The sequence below is a fragment of the Pseudomonas sp. R3-18-08 genome (assembly GCF_003852065.1).
Lineage (GTDB): Bacteria > Pseudomonadota > Gammaproteobacteria > Pseudomonadales > Pseudomonadaceae > Aquipseudomonas.
Genome location: NZ_CP027729.1, coordinates 5,793,905 through 5,810,083 on the forward strand (window position 1 = coordinate 5,793,905; position 16,179 = coordinate 5,810,083).

The following is a 16,179-nucleotide window of genomic DNA, read 5'->3' on the forward strand; positions in this document are numbered from 1 at the left end:
CCTTCAAACTCAAGATTTCAATGCTTCGGCAAGTTTCGCGATTTTGCCGCGAATCGAGCCATCGATAACCAGGTCGCCGGCACGGATAACGACACCACCAATCAGGGATGCGTCCTCCGAAGCTTGCAGGCGCACTTCCCGATTGAGTCGTGCACTGAGAACCTTGGCGAGTTTGTCTTGCTGTTCTTGGTTCAATGCAAAAGCACTGGTCACTTCAACGTCTACCGATTTCTCTGCATCGGCCTTGTACAGGTCGAACAGAGCGGCGATCTCCGGCAATAGCGGGAGACGGTCGTTTTCGGCAACGACGTGGATGAAGTTCTGCACCTTCACATCAAACTTGTCGCCGCACACTTCAATAAAAGTGGCGGCCTTGTCTGCGCTCGTCAGGCGCGGGGCCTTGAGCACGCGCTGCATGGTGTCGTCTTGCGACACTGCTGCAGCCAGGCCGAGCATGGCTGACCAAGAGGCCAGCTGCTGGTGGGCCTGGGCGTGCTCGAAGGCTGCCTTAGCGTAAGGTCGGGCCAACGTGGTCAGTTCTGCCATGATCGCCCTCGCTTAAATTTCAGCAGCCAGTTTATTAACCAGCTCCGCGTGCGCGTTTTGATCGATTGTGGCACCGAGGATCTTCTCGGCACCGCCGACCGCCAGCGCACCCAGTTGGGCACGCAGCGCGTCTTTGACGCCGTTCAGTTCCTGTTCGATCTCGGCATGAGCCGAAGCCTTTACACGGTCAGCTTCGACGCGGGCTTTTTCAACAGCCTCTTCGACGATCTGGTTACCGCGCTTCTTGGCTTGCTCAATGATCTCGGCTGCCTGTGCTTTAGCTTCGCGCAGTTGAAGACCCACTTTCTCTTGGGCCAACTCCAGGTCGCGAGCTGCACGGCTGGCAGCGTCCAAACCATCCGCGATCTTCTTCTGACGTTCGTGCAAAGCCGCGATGACCGGAGGCCACACGAACTTCATGCAAAACACTACAAAAATGAAGAACGCAACGGATTGGCCAATCAGGGTTGCATTAATGTTCACGCCAACACCTCGCTCATTCGTTGTCCATCACCCTAATCACTCGAAACTTCGAGTGATTAGCCAGCGAGTTGACCAACGAAGGGGTTCGCGAAGGTGAAGAACAGGGCGATACCAACGCCGATCATGGTTACGGCGTCGAGCAGGCCGGCAACGATGAACATTTTAACTTGCAGCATTGGAACCATTTCTGGTTGACGCGCTGCGCCTTCCAGGAATTTGCCGCCCAGCAGGCCGAAACCAATGGCAGTACCCAGGGCGCCCAGGCCGATCAACAGTGCAACAGCGATAGCGGTTAGACCAACTACAGTTTCCATCTTTCCTCCCGACTTTTACGTCGTATGGTTTAGGTTTTTTAGATTTTAAAGCGGTAAAACAAATCGTTTCATAGCCCTGGAGGGCCACCTTCCCGTTTCACCGGGAAGGACATCAGACTAGTCGAGACTGGCCTTAATGGTTCTCTTCGTGCGCCATCGACAGGTAGACGATGGTCAGCATCATGAAGATGAAGGCCTGCAGGGTGATGATCAGGATGTGGAACACAGCCCACGCCCACTGCAGAACGATGCCCAGGCCGCTAAGCCAGAGCAGACCGCTGCCGAACATCACAGCGATCAGAATGAATACCAGCTCGCCGGCATACATGTTGCCGAACAGTCGCAAGGCCAGGGAAATCGGCTTGGCGACCAGGGTCACGAATTCCAGCAGGAAGTTCACCGGGATCAGCAGGGCTTGAACGAAGATGTTCTTGCTGCCGAACGGGTGCAGGGTCAGCTCGCCGATGAAACCGCCGATGCCCTTGACCTTGATGCTGTAGAAAATGATCAACGCGAATACCGACAGGGCCATGCCCAGGGTAGCGTTCGGGTCTGTGGTCGATACGGCACGGAATGGAATGTGCGCGTCGCCGGAGATCAGGATGGCCAGCTGAGGAATCCAGTCGACCGGGATCAGGTCGACGGCGTTCATCAGGAACACCCAGACGAAGATGGTCAGTGCCAACGGTGCAATCACCGGGCTACGGCCATGGAAGCTGTCTTTCACGCTGCCATCGACGAATTCGACCAATACTTCAACGAAGTTCTGCAAAGCACCTGGCTGACCGGAAGTCGCCTTTTTTGCCGCCATGCGGAAAATCAGGACGAAGATCAGGCCCAATGCGACCGACCAGCCCAGAGTATCCAGGTGGAAAGCCAAGAAGCCCATTTCCTTGGCCTCTGCTGCGGTGTGAGCAAAGCCCCAGCCGCCGTTGGGAAGCTGACCGAAGGTCAGGTTCTGCAAGTGGTGCTGGATATAGCCCGAAGCGGTTGTTTCTGCCATGGTTGCCTCAAACGCCCTAAGGTTTCGAAAGTCTTGTTTTCATTAGCAGGGGAGCGAACCAGCTGACCAATTGGGTCAACACGAAGACGCCAAATACAGCCAGCGGCGCCAATGGCTTCACACCTGCAAAGGTCAGTGCAAACAGCACTGCCGTCAAAATCAGTTTCCCCGCCTCGCCGGCATAAAAAGACCGGACGATAGCCTGGGCTGCTCGGGCGCCGGAAAACCGAAAGGCCCTGTGAGCAAAATACATATTGGGCAGCAAGGCTATCAGGCCCCCGCAGAGTCCTGAATATCCGGCTACGACTCCATGCCAGTACCAAAGCGCCAATGCGGCGATCAGCAAAATGACAAGTTGAGCCAATAGAACCGGAAAAACGGCCAAGCGATGGAACGGCAACGTGTTTGGCGTGCGGGTTTCCATCACTCTTGCTCCTCAATGGTCGGCTGCCGGAAATCAATAACTTGGCATACTTTGTGCCGACAAAATGCGCGCAGAGTATAGGGGCGGTTCTGCCCCTATTCAACTGCCGGGTAGTGATTTCCGATCACGCGCTACATGAGCAATTGTTTCAGCGAATGTTTCAACGGATGTGGGCAAGGACACCTTGAAGCTCGTCGAGGGAGTTATATCCGATAACCAATTGCCCTTTACCTTTCTTGCCGTGGCGAATTTGCACCGCAGAGCCTAGCCGTTCGGCCAGGCGCTGCTCGAGGCGCGCGATATCCGGATCAGGTTTGGCAGTTTCGACCGGTGCAGGTTTGCCGCTCAACCATTGGCGAACCAACGCTTCGGTCTGACGAACGGTAAGCCCGCGTGCGACAACGTGACGCGCCCCTTCAACCTGTTGATTTTCCGGCAAACCGAGCAAAGCACGAGCGTGACCCATTTCCAGGTCGCCGTGGGACAACATGGTCTTGATGACTTCCGGCAGCGCGATCAAACGCAGCAGGTTGGACACAGTCACGCGGGATTTACCCACCGCATCGGCCACTTGTTGCTGGGTCAGCTGGAATTCGTGCTGCAAACGCTGCAACGCGATGGCTTCCTCGATCGGGTTGAGGTCTTCACGTTGGATGTTTTCGATCAATGCCATGGCGATGGCCGTTTCATCCGGTACGTCGCGCACCATCGCCGGGATGGTTTCCTTGCCTGCCTGCTGGCTGGCACGCCAGCGACGTTCGCCGGCGATGATTTCAAAGCGGCCACTGCCAATGGGGCGCACCACGATCGGCTGCATCACGCCCTGGGCCTTGATCGAGTTGGCCAGCTCTTCCAGCGCCTGCGGGTCCATGTCCCGGCGCGGCTGGTATTTGCCGCGCTGGATCAGGTCCAGGGGCAAGTGCTGCAGCTCACGTTCGTCGGCCTGCACCGCTTGCTCTTCCAGCGAAGTGACGGTCGGACCACTCAGGAGTGCATCCAGTCCACGTCCGAGACCTCGTTTTTTGACGGCCATGGGGATTCCTTAAGTTGGCTGGGCTGCAGCGGTGCGTGAATTGCGACGTTGGCGACGCACCATCTCGCCGGCCAGCGCCAGGTAGGCAATGGCGCCACGGGATGACTTGTCGTAGGCCAGCGCCGGCATGCCGTAGCTTGGCGCTTCGGCCAGGCGAATGTTGCGTGGAATCACCGTGTCGTAGAGCTGGTCGCCGAAATGTTCCTTGAGCTGCGCCGAGACATCGTTCATCAGGCTCAGGCGCGGGTCGTACATGGTCCGCAGCAGGCCTTCGACTTTCAGGTTCGGGTTGAGCAATTCGGCGATACGCTTGATGTTATCCACAAGGTCGCTCAGGCCTTCGAGCGCAAAGTACTCGCACTGCATGGGGATAATCACCCCATCGGCGGCAACCAGGGCGTTGAGCGTGAGCATCGACAGCGACGGCGGGCAGTCGATCAGGATGTAGTCGTAGTTCTCCCGGATCGGCGCCAGGGCGCTGCGCAGACGGCTTTCCTTCATCTGCATTTCCAGCAGCACCACTTCCGCCGCAGTCAGGTCGCGGTTGGCCGGCAGCAGTTGATAACCGCCATGCTCGGAATAGTGCATGGCCTGGCCCAGGTCGCACTCGCCGATCAGCAAGTCGTAGACCGAGTTTTCCAGGCCGTGTTTATCCACACCGCTACCCATGGTGGCGTTGCCCTGTGGATCGAGATCGATCAACAGCACCCGGCGCTTGGTCGCGACCAGGGATGCTGCGAGGTTGATGCAGGTGGTGGTTTTGCCCACGCCACCTTTCTGGTTCGCTATCGCGAATACCTTAGCCATTCTTGCTTGTGTTCCCAATCATGCCGTGCGGCGCAGTATCAGCAGATGGCGTTGGCCTTGGCAACCGGGTACGGCCAAGGCGTGTTCGCTATCGAGGTGGAAGTCTGCCGGCAATGCTAACAGCTCGTCGCTTGGATGGACGCCCTTCATTGCCAGCCAGCGGGTATCGCGGTCGCCCAGGTGGCGAGTCCAGTTGCTGAAGTTCTCCATGCTGCTGAACGCCCGGGAAACAATTCCGTTGAAGGGCTGCTCAGGCGTAAAGGCTTCGACGCGACTGTGGATAACCTGCAGGTTGTCCAGCTTGAGTTCGAGTTTGACCTGGGTCAGGAAGCGGGTTTTCTTGCCGTTGCTGTCCAGGCAGGTCACCTGTGACTCTGGAAACAGGATGGCCAGCGGAATGCCAGGCATGCCGCCGCCGCTGCCGACGTCCAACCAGCGACCGTTTTCGATAAACGGCATCACGCTCAAGCTGTCGAGCAAATGGCGCGAGACCATCTCGTCCGGATTACGCACCGCAGTCAGGTTGTAAGCCTTGTTCCATTTGATCAACAGGGCCAGGTAGCCCATCAGCAACGCGTGCTGGGCTTCGGTCAGGTCTATGCCCAACTGGCGCGCACCTGTGGATAACTCTTCGGCGTGTTGCGAGGTAACCAACGAACTCAAGCGCTTTGCTCCAACTGACGGCCCGCGCCGCGTTTTTTCAAATGAATCATCAACAGCGAAATCGCTGCCGGGGTGACGCCGGGGATACGTGAAGCCTGACCGAGGGTTTCCGGCCGAGTTATCCCCAGCTTGCTTTGAATTTCCTTCGACAGTCCGGAAATCCCGGTGTAGTCGATATCCACAGGCAGCTTGGTGTCTTCACTGGCGCGCAGGCGGGCGATCTCGTCCTGCTGGCGATCAATGTAACCGGCGTATTTGGTTTTGATTTCCACCTGTTCGGCGACCTGTGGATCTTCTGCGCCGCCGCCGGTCACTTCGACCAGGCCAGCGTAATCGATTTCCGGACGCGACAGCAGGTTCAGCAAGTTGTATTCGTGAGTCAGCGGCGTGCCGAATTTTTCGGCGATCGCATCGCCCTGTTCAGTGCCGGGGCGGACCCAGGTGCTTTTCAGGCGCTGCTCTTCGAGGGTGATGCTCTCGCGTTTTTTGCAAAACGCCGCCCAGCGTGCGTCATCGACCAAACCCAGCTCGCGACCTTTTTCGGTCAGGCGCAGATCGGCATTGTCTTCGCGCAGGATCAGGCGATATTCCGCCCTGGACGTGAACATCCGGTACGGTTCCTGGGTTCCCAGGGTGATCAGGTCGTCGACCAATACGCCGATGTACGCTTCATCGCGACGCGGGCACCAGCTGTCTTTGCCCTGGGCACGCAATGCAGCGTTGGTGCCGGCCAGCAAACCCTGGGCGCCGGCTTCTTCGTAACCGGTAGTGCCGTTGATTTGCCCGGCGAAGAACAGACCGCCGATCACTTTGGTTTCCAGGCTGTATTTCAGGTCACGCGGATCGAAGTAGTCGTACTCGATGGCGTAGCCAGGGCGAACGATGTGGGCGTTTTCCATGCCGCGAATCGATTGCACGATCTGGATTTGTACGTCGAACGGCAGGGAAGTGGAAATTCCGTTCGGGTACAGCTCGTGGGTGGTCAAGCCTTCGGGCTCGATGAAGACTTGGTGGCTTTCCTTGTCGGCAAAGCGGTGGATCTTGTCTTCGATCGACGGGCAATAACGCGGGCCGATCCCTTCGATCACCCCGGAGTACATCGGCGAACGGTCGAGGTTCGCGGCAATGATTTCGTGGGTACGGGCATTGGTGTGGGTGATCCAGCAACTGACTTGTTTCGGGTGCTGTGCCTTGGAACCCATGAACGACATGACCGGTATCGGTGTATCACCGGCTTGTTCGGTCATCACCGAGAAATCCACAGAACGCCCGTCGATTCGCGGCGGGGTCCCGGTTTTCAAGCGGCCGACACGCAGCGGCAATTCACGCAGACGGTTTGCCAGGGCAATCGACGGCGGATCGCCGGCGCGGCCACCGGAATAGTTCTGCATGCCAATGTGGATAAGCCCGCCGAGGAAAGTACCGGTGGTCAACACCACGGATTCTGCGAAGAAACGCAGGCCCATTTGGGTGACAACGCCGCGTACCTGGTCCTGCTCGACGATCAGGTCGTCCGCTGCCTGTTGAAATATCCACAGGTTCGGCTGGTTTTCCAGGGTTTCACGTACCGCTGCCTTGTACAGAATGCGGTCGGCTTGTGCGCGGGTAGCACGCACGGCCGGGCCTTTGCGGCTGTTCAGCACGCGAAATTGAATACCACCCTTGTCGGTAGCCGTCGCCATCACGCCGCCAAGGGCATCGATTTCCTTGACCAGATGGCTTTTGCCGATGCCTCCGATGGCAGGGTTGCAACTCATGGCGCCGAGGGTTTCCACGTTATGCGTCAGCAACAGGGTTTTTACGCCCATGCGCGCTGACGCCAGTGCTGCCTCGGTACCGGCATGACCGCCGCCGATGACGATCACTTCAAAACGGGAAGGGAAATCCACCACGCACCTCGTGCCTGCTTATGTAGGTAATCAGGAATTGTTTGTTGAAAGAGTTTTAGAGCTTTGGCGGCAAGTATAGGGACTTAGCCCTGCCTAAAGAACCCTTTGCACAAAATTTAACCAGCTGTGGATGAATCACGGACAATAGAAATTAAAAGAGAGAAATATATTAAATCTTTGTTTTTATGTTTATTTCTACTGGGCACATTTTCTGTGGATAGATCTCTGCAGACCTTTATTTACGTTGTGTACAGCGATTCAAAAGGTTGTGGTCATGTGCCAATGAGGGGGTTGGATAAGTGACTTAAGCCTGTGGATTAAAGTGATGGTTATCCACAGAGGGGTTTTTGCTCAGGTTTCAGGCGTGGTTATCAACTGGGCCCAAGGGCGGTTATTCACAGGGCTTAAATCACAGAAACGGCCGGCTCCAACCGAAGATTTGGCTTCAAGACATCTATTGTGGGAAAACACGAGGGCGGTTAATAATAGCGATTATCATTAACCTACCTTGTCGCGCCTATGTCTCCTCCTTCACACACGACAGCTGTGCAGCACATCTACGAGCAACACCATTCGTGGTTGCATGGGTGGCTCAAAGGCAAGCTGCATAACGCCTGCGATGCGGCCGATGTGGCCCACGATACGTTCGTGCGTATTTTGGGTGGGCGCGACGCTGTGCAGATCCTCGAACCACGGGATTACCTGGCGACCATCGCGAGAGGCCTGGTGATTGATCGCTATCGCCGGCACGCCATTGAGCAGGCATATAAACAAACCCTGGCCGAGCGCCCTGAAGCCACCGCCATCAGTGAAGAAGACAAGGCAATCATCATTGAAACCCTGGTGGCTGTGGACAAGGCGCTGGCCGGTTTGGGGGAACGTGCACGGCGAATCTTCATGCTGTCGCAGATTGAAGGGCTGACTTATCAACAGATCGCCGATGATCTGCAGGTGTCATTAACCACGGTGAAGAAACACATGATCCGTGCGCTGACCGAGTGTTCACTGATCATGGCCAGTCTGTAATGCCCGCGCCTGATCGCAAGACATTCGAGGCCGCTGCCAGTTGGTACGTGCAGTTTCAAGCGCAAACGCCGACGCCCGCTGAACGGCAGGCCTGGCAGCAATGGCTCAACGGGGACCCTTCCCATCAGGCAGCGTGGAGCCAGCTGGAGCAGTTGCAGCGCAGCCTCGGCGCCCTGCCCCAGGACTTCACGCGGCGCGCCTTGACCACCACGCAACAACGCCGCCAAGTGCTCAAGTGGATGCTGGTACTCGGCGGTACCGGGTATCTGGGCTGGAATGTTCAACGTCATACATCCCTGGGTAACGTGTGGGCTGACTACCGAACGCCTGTGGGTAAACATCGGCGAATCGAACTGGCCGATGGCACTCAAGTTGATCTCAACACCGACACGGCCATCGATGTGCTGTTCGACGCGCGCCAGCGCTTGATCCGCCTGCGGGAGGGTGAGGTACTTATCCACAGCGGGAAGCAGGCCGGGTACCCGCCGTTATACGTGGAGACACGCCACGGCCGCGTGCAGGCGCTGGGCACTCGATTTACCGTGCGTCAGTTCCCGGATTCCACTCGGGTCGGCGTTCTGGAAGACCGGGTAAACCTCTGCCCAGGTGACCACCCCGGACACAGCCGAACGCTCGGTGCGGGTGAATGCGCGGAATTTGATCGACACGCCATAAGGCCCACCCAGCACTATGGCCGCACACAAGCAGCTTGGACCGACGGTCAATTGATCGTGCTCGACGCCAGACTTGGCGATGTCATTGCTGAACTGGCGCGCTATCGGCCAGGCCTGCTGCAGTGTGACCAGGCCTGCGCTGACCTGCGTGTTTCCGGAGCGTTCCGTCTGGACTCGACAGACGCGGTACTGGCCAACCTGCAGGCCACCCTGCCGATTCAGGTGAAGTACTTCACGCGCTATTGGGTTTCTGTCAACCGAATCGGTTGATTGAAAAAATAATCCACAGGGGGGTTATCTTTTTTTTTATCTGGCGCGGCCCTTCAGGTAATCACGACGCTACCTTCAGGGCTTACCCATTTATGTGCCTTCCTACCCAGCTACGCCAGCGACTTTCCTGCCGCGCCCTTACCTACTGCCTGCTGCTAGCCACCTCCTGCGGTACGTTGTTATCCACAGGGGTAATGGCGGCCAGTACGACGCAACATTACCTCATCGCTGCCGGCCCACTGGACAGTGCGCTGAGCCAGTTTGCCGCCAGGGCCAATGTGATTCTGTCGTTTTCGCCCCAACAGACTTCGCGTCTGACCACTTCCGGTCTGGATGGCGATTATTCGGTGGATCAAGGTTTCGCGCTGCTGCTGCAGGACTCCGGATTGCAAGCCGTTGCCCAGGCCCCTGGCAGCTATGGCTTGCAAGCAATACCAACAGGCCAGCTCACCCTCGCACCGACGACCGTGAGCGCATATCAAACCGATGGATTCGGTCAGGAACTTGCGCCGGATGTCGGCTACAAGGCGCAAAACAGCCGTATCGGCACCAAGACCAGTACGCCTCTGTCGCAGACGCCTCGTTCGGTATCGGTGGTGACCGGGCAACGTATCAAGGATCAGAAATCACAGACACTGACCGAAGTGCTCGGTTACGTACCTGGTATCTTCGCGCCGCCTTTTGCCGCAGGCGACGGGCTGGCGGGCGATCTGTTTTTCATTCGAGGCTTCAACGCTACGGACTACGGCTACGGCCTGCTCAGGGATGGCCTACGTGTGCAAGGCAATCGGTACGACACCACCAGTGAGCCTTATGGCCTGGAGCGCGTCGAGGTTTTCCGCGGCCCTTCTTCGCTGCTCTACGGTGAAAACGCGCCGGGTGGTTTGGTCAACCTGGTCAGCAAACATCCGACCGCCAACCCCCAGGGCGAGGTGCAACTGGGGTACGGCTCAAACAACCGGCGCCAGGTAGGTGTGGATATCTCCGGGCCGCTCAATGACAGTGACAATGTCCTCGGCCGCCTGGTGATGCTTGGTCGCAAATCCGACACCCAGACCGACCACGTACCGGATGATCGTATCTACATCGCCCCGTCCCTGACCCTGAATTTCGACGACTACAACACCCTGACCCTGTTGGCCAACTACCAGAAAGACCACACCAATCTGGAACTTGGCCTACCCGCTGCGGGCACCTTACTCACTAATCCCAACGGTAAGCTGTCCAAGCACACCATGCTCGGCGACCCGGATTGGAACACCTTTGAGCGCGAAGCCTGGAGCACTGGCTACGAGTTCAGCCACAGCTTCAATGACGATTGGCAGTTCCGCCAGAACTCGCGGTACATGCAGTCACGTATCGACCGCCATGAAACCTGGCCGAGCGCGCTGAATAACCGGGGCTTCGGCACCCAACTGAACATGACCGCCTACGACCGCTACAACAAATCCATGGTCTATTCCCTGGATAACCAGCTCGAAGGAAAATTTCAGGTTGGCGGTCTGGAAAACACTGTGTTGGTCGGCGCCAGCTACGACCGCACCTCGTTCAACCAGGATTGGGATGCCGGTTTCGCCGGTACCATCAATGTGTATAACCCCGTGTATCTGAGGGACCCGCTCACTCCGATCGCTGTGCAGAACACCTTGCTCGAGCAGCAGATGAAAGGCGTGTACGCCCAGATCCAGAGCAAGTACGACCACTGGCTGTTCCTGCTCGGTGGGCGGCAGGACTGGGTCAACAGCGATTTTCGCGACAAAGTGAACAAGGCCAGCAACATCAGCACCCAGGACCGGAAATTCACCTATCAGGGTGGCGTGATGTACCAGTTCGACAACGGCCTGACGCCGTATGTCAGCTATTCCACCGCGTTCGTTCCAGTGCAGCAGATCTCCAACGCCGGCGCACCGTTGAAGCCGATCACCAGCAGCCAATATGAAGTGGGCGTGAAGTACGAGCCGATCGGCTGGGACACGGCGATGACCCTGTCGGTGTATGACTTGCGCAAACAGGACGACACCTACCTCGATGCCACCACCAACAGCTATCGCCAGGTAGGTGAAAGCCGCGCCAAAGGTGTGGAAGTTGAAATCAACAGCGACCTTACGCCAAACCTGAATGTGACTGCGGCCTACACTTACACTGACGCACGGATTACCAAGGATTCCGCCACTTCCTTGGTAGAAGGGCACCAGATGACCGGCGTTCCGCGCAACCAGGCTTCGGTGTGGAGCAAATACCGCTTCCTCGACGGTCACCTTAAAGGCCTGTCTGTGGGCGGCGGCGTGCGGTATTTCGACAGCACCTTTTCCTACACGGCGCCTACGCTGTACGGGAAGCTGGATGCTGGAAGTGTCACGCTGGTGGATGCAGCGGTGGGGTATCAGATCGATTCGCACTGGTCAGTGGATGTGAACGCCAAGAACCTGTTCGACAAGGAGTACGTAGCCGGTTGCAACGACGCGGGGCGCTGCTATTGGGGCGACAGCCGTACCTTGCTAGGTACGGTGTCCTACAACTGGTAAGCGCGTGACTATTTGCCGATACAGAAGCTGGAAAAGATTCGCCCGAGCAAATCATCGGAACTGAACGCGCCGGTAATCTCCCCCAACAGCTGCTGCGCCTGACGCAAATCCTCAGCCAGCAGCTCCCCTGCCCCTGCCAGGGTCAGCTGTGCTCGCCCGTGCTCCAACGCCGCGCTGGCGTGGCGAAGCGCCTCCAGATGCCTGCGGCGAGCACTGAAGCTGCTCTCCGAGGTCTGCTCATAGCCCATGCACGCCTTGAGATGCTCACGGAGCAACTCCAGGCCATCCCCTGCCGATTTGGCACTGAGGCTGATAGTCACATGGCCATCGTCGCTGGTTTGCATCGCAATGGCCTCACCGGTCAAGTCGGCCTTGTTACGGATCAAGGTGACTTTGGCCGGGTCTGGCCGTTGCTCGAGGAATTCCGGCCACAACGCAAAAGGATCCACAGCCTCGGGGGCCGTCGCATCCACCACCAATAAAACTCGATCTGCTTCGCCGATGGCTTTGAGCGCGCGTTCTACGCCGATTTTTTCCACCTGGTCGTCGGTATCGCGCAATCCGGCCGTATCGACCACGTGCAACGGCATGCCATCTATGTGGATATGTTCGCGCAGGATATCCCGCGTGGTACCGGCAATTTCGGTGACGATGGCCGCCTCGCGCCCCGCCAAAGCATTAAGCAGGCTGGATTTGCCGGCGTTGGGACGACCCGCGATCACCACGGTCATGCCGTCACGCAGCAATGCGCCCTGCCCGGCTTCGCGCAACACTGTGGATAACTCCTCGCGGACTTTATCCAGCATCGCCAGAACGTGGCCATCGGCCAGGAAGTCAATTTCCTCTTCAGGGAAATCAATGGCCGCTTCGACATAGATGCGCAGGCTGATCAACTGCTCAGTCAAGTTATGCACACGCAGCGAAAAAGCCCCCTGCAACGAACGCAATGCGTTGCGCGCAGCCTGTGCAGAACTGGCCTCGATCAGGTCAGCAATGGCTTCGGCCTGGGCCAGGTCGAGTTTGTCGTTAAGGAACGCACGCTCGCTGAACTCCCCCGGACGGGCCAGGCGGCAGCCCAACTGCAGGCAGCGCTGCAGCAACATATCCAATACGACCGGGCCACCGTGTCCCTGCAGTTCCAGTACATCTTCGCCGGTGAAGGAGTTGGGTCCCGGGAAATACAGCGCCAGGCCCTCATCCAGCACGCTTTGGTCCACATCCAGAAACGGGCCGTAATGGGCATACCGCGGCTTCAACTCGCGCCCACTGATCGCCTTGGCGGCCACGCCTGCGAGCGGCCCGGAAATTCGAACGATTCCGACGCCGCCGCGACCTTGAGCGGTTGCGACAGCAGCGATGGTTTCACGAGGAGCGCTCATCAGCAGGTTCCAGAATTAAAGTGGCAGAAAGCAAAACGCCCCACTAGGGGGCGTCTTGAGTGGTTATCCACAGAGTAAATTACGCCTCGGCTTTTTTGGTAGCCGCTTCGATTTTACGTGTGATGTACCACTGTTGGGAGATCGACAACACGTTGTTGACTACCCAGTACAGCACCAGACCTGCCGGGAACCACAGGAAGAAGAAGGTGAAGATGATTGGCATCATTTTCATCACCTTGGCCTGCATCGGATCCGGCGGAGTCGGGTTCAGGCGCTGCTGGATAAACATGGTCGCGCCCATGATGATCGGCAGGATAAAGAACGGGTCTTTGATCGACAGGTCAGTTATCCACAGCATGAACGGCGCCTGGCGCATTTCCACGCTTTCCAGGAGTACCCAGTAAAGCGACAGGAATACCGGCATCTGCACCAGAATCGGCAAGCAACCACCCAACGGGTTGATCTTCTCTTTCTTGTACAGCTCCATCATGGCCTGCGACATTTTCTGCCGGTCGTCACCATGCTGCTCTTTCAGCGCAGCCAGCTTAGGTGCCACGGCACGCATGCGCGCCATCGACTTGTAGCTGGCGGCTGACAGCGGGAAGAAGATCCCCTTGATCAGCATGGTCAGGAAAATGATCGAGAAGCCCCAGTTACCCACAATGCTGTGGATATGTTGCAACAACCAGAAAATCGGCTGGGCAATGAACCAGAGGAAGCCGTAGTCCACAGTCAGTTCCAGACCTGGGGACAACTCTTTCAGCACAGCCTGGCTTTTCGGGCCGGCGTACAGGGTAGCGCTGGTTTCAGCCTTGGCGCCTGGAGCGACGGTCAACGCCGGGCCAGTAAAGCCAATGATGTAGTTGCCCTGGCTGTCCTTGCGGGTTTGAACCAGGTTTGCGTCACCTTTGTTCGGGATCCATGCAGTCACGAAGTAGTGCTGCAGCCAGGCTACCCAGCCACCTTGAACGGTTTCCTTCAGCGCGCCCTTGTCGATGTCTTTCATCGACACTTTTTTGTACGGCTCGTTACTTGTCCACAGGGCGGCGCCCAGATAAGTCGCGGTGCCGGTGGCGGTGCTGGAAGAAGGATCGGAGCTGGCGTCACGCTTGAGCTGGGCAAACAAGTTGCCGCTCCAGGCTTTGTCGCTGGTGTTGTCGATCAGGTAAGTGACCTTCAGATCGTACAAACCACGCGTGAAGCTGAAACGCTTGATGTAATTGACGCCGTCGAGGCTGAATTTCAGGTCGACGTTCAGCTGGTTCTGGCCATCAGCCAGTTGATAGCTTTTCTGCTCGGTCGAATAAATCGGACGACCGGTAGCACGCGCATCCGGACCATTGGTGCCGGTCAGGCCGCTTTGCGCCAGATAGGTACGTTCACCGCCGTTATCGAACAGCTGGAACGGAACATCCGGGTGGTCCTGGCGACGTGGATAAAGCGGCAGCTTCAGCTGTGCGATATCACCGCCCTGCGGGTCGATAGCCAGGTCGAGCACATCCGTTTTCACGTGGATGAGGTCTTTGTTGGTGACCACTGGCGTTTCTAACGGGGCACTTGTCTCGCCATTCGCGCTGGGAACATCGGCACTCGCGGACGCATTGTTACCCAGCGGGGTGTCCGGAATAGCCGGCGCAGCCTGATTGGTAGCAACATTCTGAGTCGGCAGGGCAGCCTGGCCATAGTCTTGGTTCCATTTCAGGACCATGACGTAGGACACGATTGCCAGGGCGACGATCAGGATCGTGCGTTTAATATCCATGATTACTCGGCCATCGAAGAGGAACGGGAGGTAGGGATAGGCGGAACCGGGTCATAACCACCGGGATTCCACGGATGACAGCGACCTAAACGACGAAAGGTCAGCCAGCCACCGCGCAGAAGACCATGATTTTCTATGGCCTCTAACGCGTAGCAGGAACAACTGGGATAGAAACGACAGTGGCTGGCCATCAGAGGACTAATGGCATAGCGATAAAACTGGATCGGAACGAGGGCCAGTTTACGCATCGGTACTGTCTACCCCTACAGTTTCGGTGCTGACTGCTGGTGCTGGTTTGTGGGTACGCGCCAGACGTTTCCAGAGCTTGCCGAAATGCTGAATCAATTCGGGGTTTTCTACATCCCCCAAGCCTTTGCGCGCGACGATAACAATATCCCAACCAACCAGAGTGTCCTGGTGGAGGCGAAACGATTCGCGCATCAGACGCTTGAGGCGATTGCGCTCAACGGAGAGCTTTACGCTCTTCTTGCCGATCACCAACCCGAGACGGGGGTGATCAAGATCGTTGTTACGCGCAAGGAGCAGGAGATTTTTCCCCGGAACCTTGCCGGTGGGGGAGTCAAAGACTGCCTTGAAATGCCGGGGGGTTAGCAGACGCTTTTCCCGACTGAAGTCCTGACTCACCACCAGTACCGGATTATCAAACTGCCAGACGCGCACGACCTTTGGCGCGGCGACGCGACAGGACAGCACGGCCGTTCTTGGTAGCCATGCGAGCACGGAAGCCGTGAGTACGGGCGCGTTTGATGGTGCTTGGTTGGAAAGTACGTTTCATGGCGTTGTTACCTGGTTCGTCCACAACGGGCCGGAATGGCCCCCGTTTTAAGAGACCGGCGATTCTAGAGAAAGCAAGCCTCTAGGTCAATTTCCAACCAGCTTTTCCTTTAATTAGTTCTCTGACGGCCACGTCAGCCTTTCTGTCCGCTTCTCTTCCATGAGCGATGGCATAGATATAAAAATAAAGAAGGAAGTTATTTAAAGCTTTTCTGTAAAGCTTATAAAAGCTAGGGAAGCGATCTGCTGTGGATAACTGCCTTTAGGCCTTATTCCACCTGATGTACAGAGAATGACAACACGGGGGAGAAACGGTGCTCTGCCTGTGCTGCGCTGTCGGATAAGCTGTGTGTGGAATGGCTTGTTATCCACAGGCCAGTTACCCACAGACTTTCGGCCCCACTTGTGCAACGAGCTCAGGGGCGGTTATCCACAGAGCTTATTCACAGACCGCCGGTCGTCTTTTTCAAGGATAAGACGTTGATTTTGGATGGCCTGTGCGCAACCTTCATGTGGATAAGTGGGCGGCTGGTCGCTACAATGGCGGCTGTTTTTGCCTCACCGGCTTTCAACTTAGGGGATATCC

Annotated in this window: 17 protein-coding genes; 3 read left to right on the forward strand and 14 right to left on the reverse strand. The window is 57.2% G+C overall.

Annotation, left to right across the window (positions count from 1 at the left end; translation table 11 throughout):
• Positions 1-9: 9 nt before the first annotated feature.
• The 9 genes from C4J92_RS26815 to mnmG form a co-directional block, all read right to left on the reverse strand.
• On the reverse strand, positions 10-546 hold the full coding sequence (locus C4J92_RS26815) for a F0F1 ATP synthase subunit delta (protein ID WP_124368914.1): 537 nt from the start codon (positions 544-546) through the stop codon (positions 10-12).
• A gap of 12 nt (positions 547-558) precedes the next feature.
• Entirely contained in the window at positions 559-1,029 is a 471-nt protein-coding gene (locus C4J92_RS26820) for a F0F1 ATP synthase subunit B (protein ID WP_010565867.1), read from the reverse strand.
• Between the two features lie 56 nt (positions 1,030-1,085).
• Positions 1,086-1,343 (reverse strand): F0F1 ATP synthase subunit C, encoded by a 258-nt coding sequence (gene atpE, locus C4J92_RS26825; RefSeq protein WP_002555987.1) that lies wholly within the window; start codon positions 1,341-1,343, stop codon positions 1,086-1,088.
• 133 nt (positions 1,344-1,476) lie between these two features.
• A complete protein-coding gene (gene atpB, locus C4J92_RS26830) occupies positions 1,477-2,346 on the reverse strand; it encodes a F0F1 ATP synthase subunit A (RefSeq protein ID WP_124405736.1) in 870 nt (289 codons plus the stop codon).
• A 16-nt stretch (positions 2,347-2,362) separates the two neighbouring features.
• Entirely contained in the window at positions 2,363-2,770 is a 408-nt protein-coding gene (locus C4J92_RS26835; RefSeq protein WP_043048220.1) for a F0F1 ATP synthase subunit I, read from the reverse strand.
• Between the two features lie 160 nt (positions 2,771-2,930).
• The gene (locus C4J92_RS26840; protein WP_124365074.1) at positions 2,931-3,803 is read right to left on the reverse strand and encodes a ParB/RepB/Spo0J family partition protein; all 873 of its coding nucleotides are present in this window, start codon (positions 3,801-3,803) and stop codon (positions 2,931-2,933) included.
• A 9-nt stretch (positions 3,804-3,812) separates the two neighbouring features.
• A complete protein-coding gene (locus C4J92_RS26845; RefSeq protein ID WP_057725767.1) occupies positions 3,813-4,610 on the reverse strand; it encodes a ParA family protein in 798 nt (265 codons plus the stop codon).
• Between the two features lie 18 nt (positions 4,611-4,628).
• Entirely contained in the window at positions 4,629-5,273 is a 645-nt protein-coding gene (rsmG, locus tag C4J92_RS26850; protein WP_124368916.1) for a 16S rRNA (guanine(527)-N(7))-methyltransferase RsmG, read from the reverse strand.
• Positions 5,270-7,162 carry a tRNA uridine-5-carboxymethylaminomethyl(34) synthesis enzyme MnmG gene (gene mnmG / locus C4J92_RS26855; protein WP_124405737.1) on the reverse strand — a complete coding sequence of 631 codons (1,893 nt, stop codon included), beginning with the start codon at positions 7,160-7,162 and terminating at the stop codon, positions 5,270-5,272. Before mnmG ends, rsmG begins: the two co-directional genes overlap by 4 nt.
• A 519-nt stretch (positions 7,163-7,681) precedes the next feature.
• Between mnmG and C4J92_RS26860 the strand changes: the two genes are divergently transcribed.
• The 3 genes from C4J92_RS26860 (at position 7,682) to C4J92_RS26870 (ending at position 11,657) form a co-directional block, all read left to right on the forward strand.
• Positions 7,682-8,188, forward strand: coding sequence for a sigma-70 family RNA polymerase sigma factor (locus tag C4J92_RS26860; RefSeq protein ID WP_124405738.1), 507 nt, complete (start codon positions 7,682-7,684; stop codon positions 8,186-8,188).
• A complete protein-coding gene (locus tag C4J92_RS26865; protein WP_124405739.1) occupies positions 8,188-9,132 on the forward strand; it encodes a FecR domain-containing protein in 945 nt (314 codons plus the stop codon). The genes C4J92_RS26860 and C4J92_RS26865 overlap by 1 nt, the downstream gene beginning before the upstream one ends.
• Positions 9,133-9,326: 194 nt before the next feature.
• A complete protein-coding gene (locus C4J92_RS26870) occupies positions 9,327-11,657 on the forward strand; it encodes a TonB-dependent siderophore receptor (protein WP_372238361.1) in 2,331 nt (776 codons plus the stop codon).
• Between the two features lie 8 nt (positions 11,658-11,665).
• Here the strand turns inward: C4J92_RS26870 and mnmE are convergent, their stop codons facing one another.
• From mnmE to rpmH, 5 genes are all read right to left on the reverse strand, one after another.
• Entirely contained in the window at positions 11,666-13,036 is a 1,371-nt protein-coding gene (mnmE, locus tag C4J92_RS26875; protein ID WP_124405741.1) for a tRNA uridine-5-carboxymethylaminomethyl(34) synthesis GTPase MnmE, read from the reverse strand.
• Positions 13,037-13,115: 79 nt separating this feature from the next.
• Positions 13,116-14,798, reverse strand: a complete 1,683-nt coding sequence (gene yidC, locus C4J92_RS26880; protein ID WP_124365081.1) for a membrane protein insertase YidC — start codon at positions 14,796-14,798, stop codon at positions 13,116-13,118.
• Between the two features lie 2 nt (positions 14,799-14,800).
• Entirely contained in the window at positions 14,801-15,046 is a 246-nt protein-coding gene (yidD, locus tag C4J92_RS26885; protein WP_010207715.1) for a membrane protein insertion efficiency factor YidD, read from the reverse strand.
• Positions 15,039-15,446, reverse strand: a complete 408-nt coding sequence (gene rnpA / locus C4J92_RS26890) for a ribonuclease P protein component (protein ID WP_372238030.1) — start codon at positions 15,444-15,446, stop codon at positions 15,039-15,041. Before rnpA ends, yidD begins: the two co-directional genes overlap by 8 nt.
• A gap of 13 nt (positions 15,447-15,459) precedes the next feature.
• Positions 15,460-15,594 carry a 50S ribosomal protein L34 gene (gene rpmH / locus C4J92_RS26895; RefSeq protein WP_003213577.1) on the reverse strand — a complete coding sequence of 45 codons (135 nt, stop codon included), beginning with the start codon at positions 15,592-15,594 and terminating at the stop codon, positions 15,460-15,462.
• Positions 15,595-16,179: the final 585 nt, after the last annotated feature.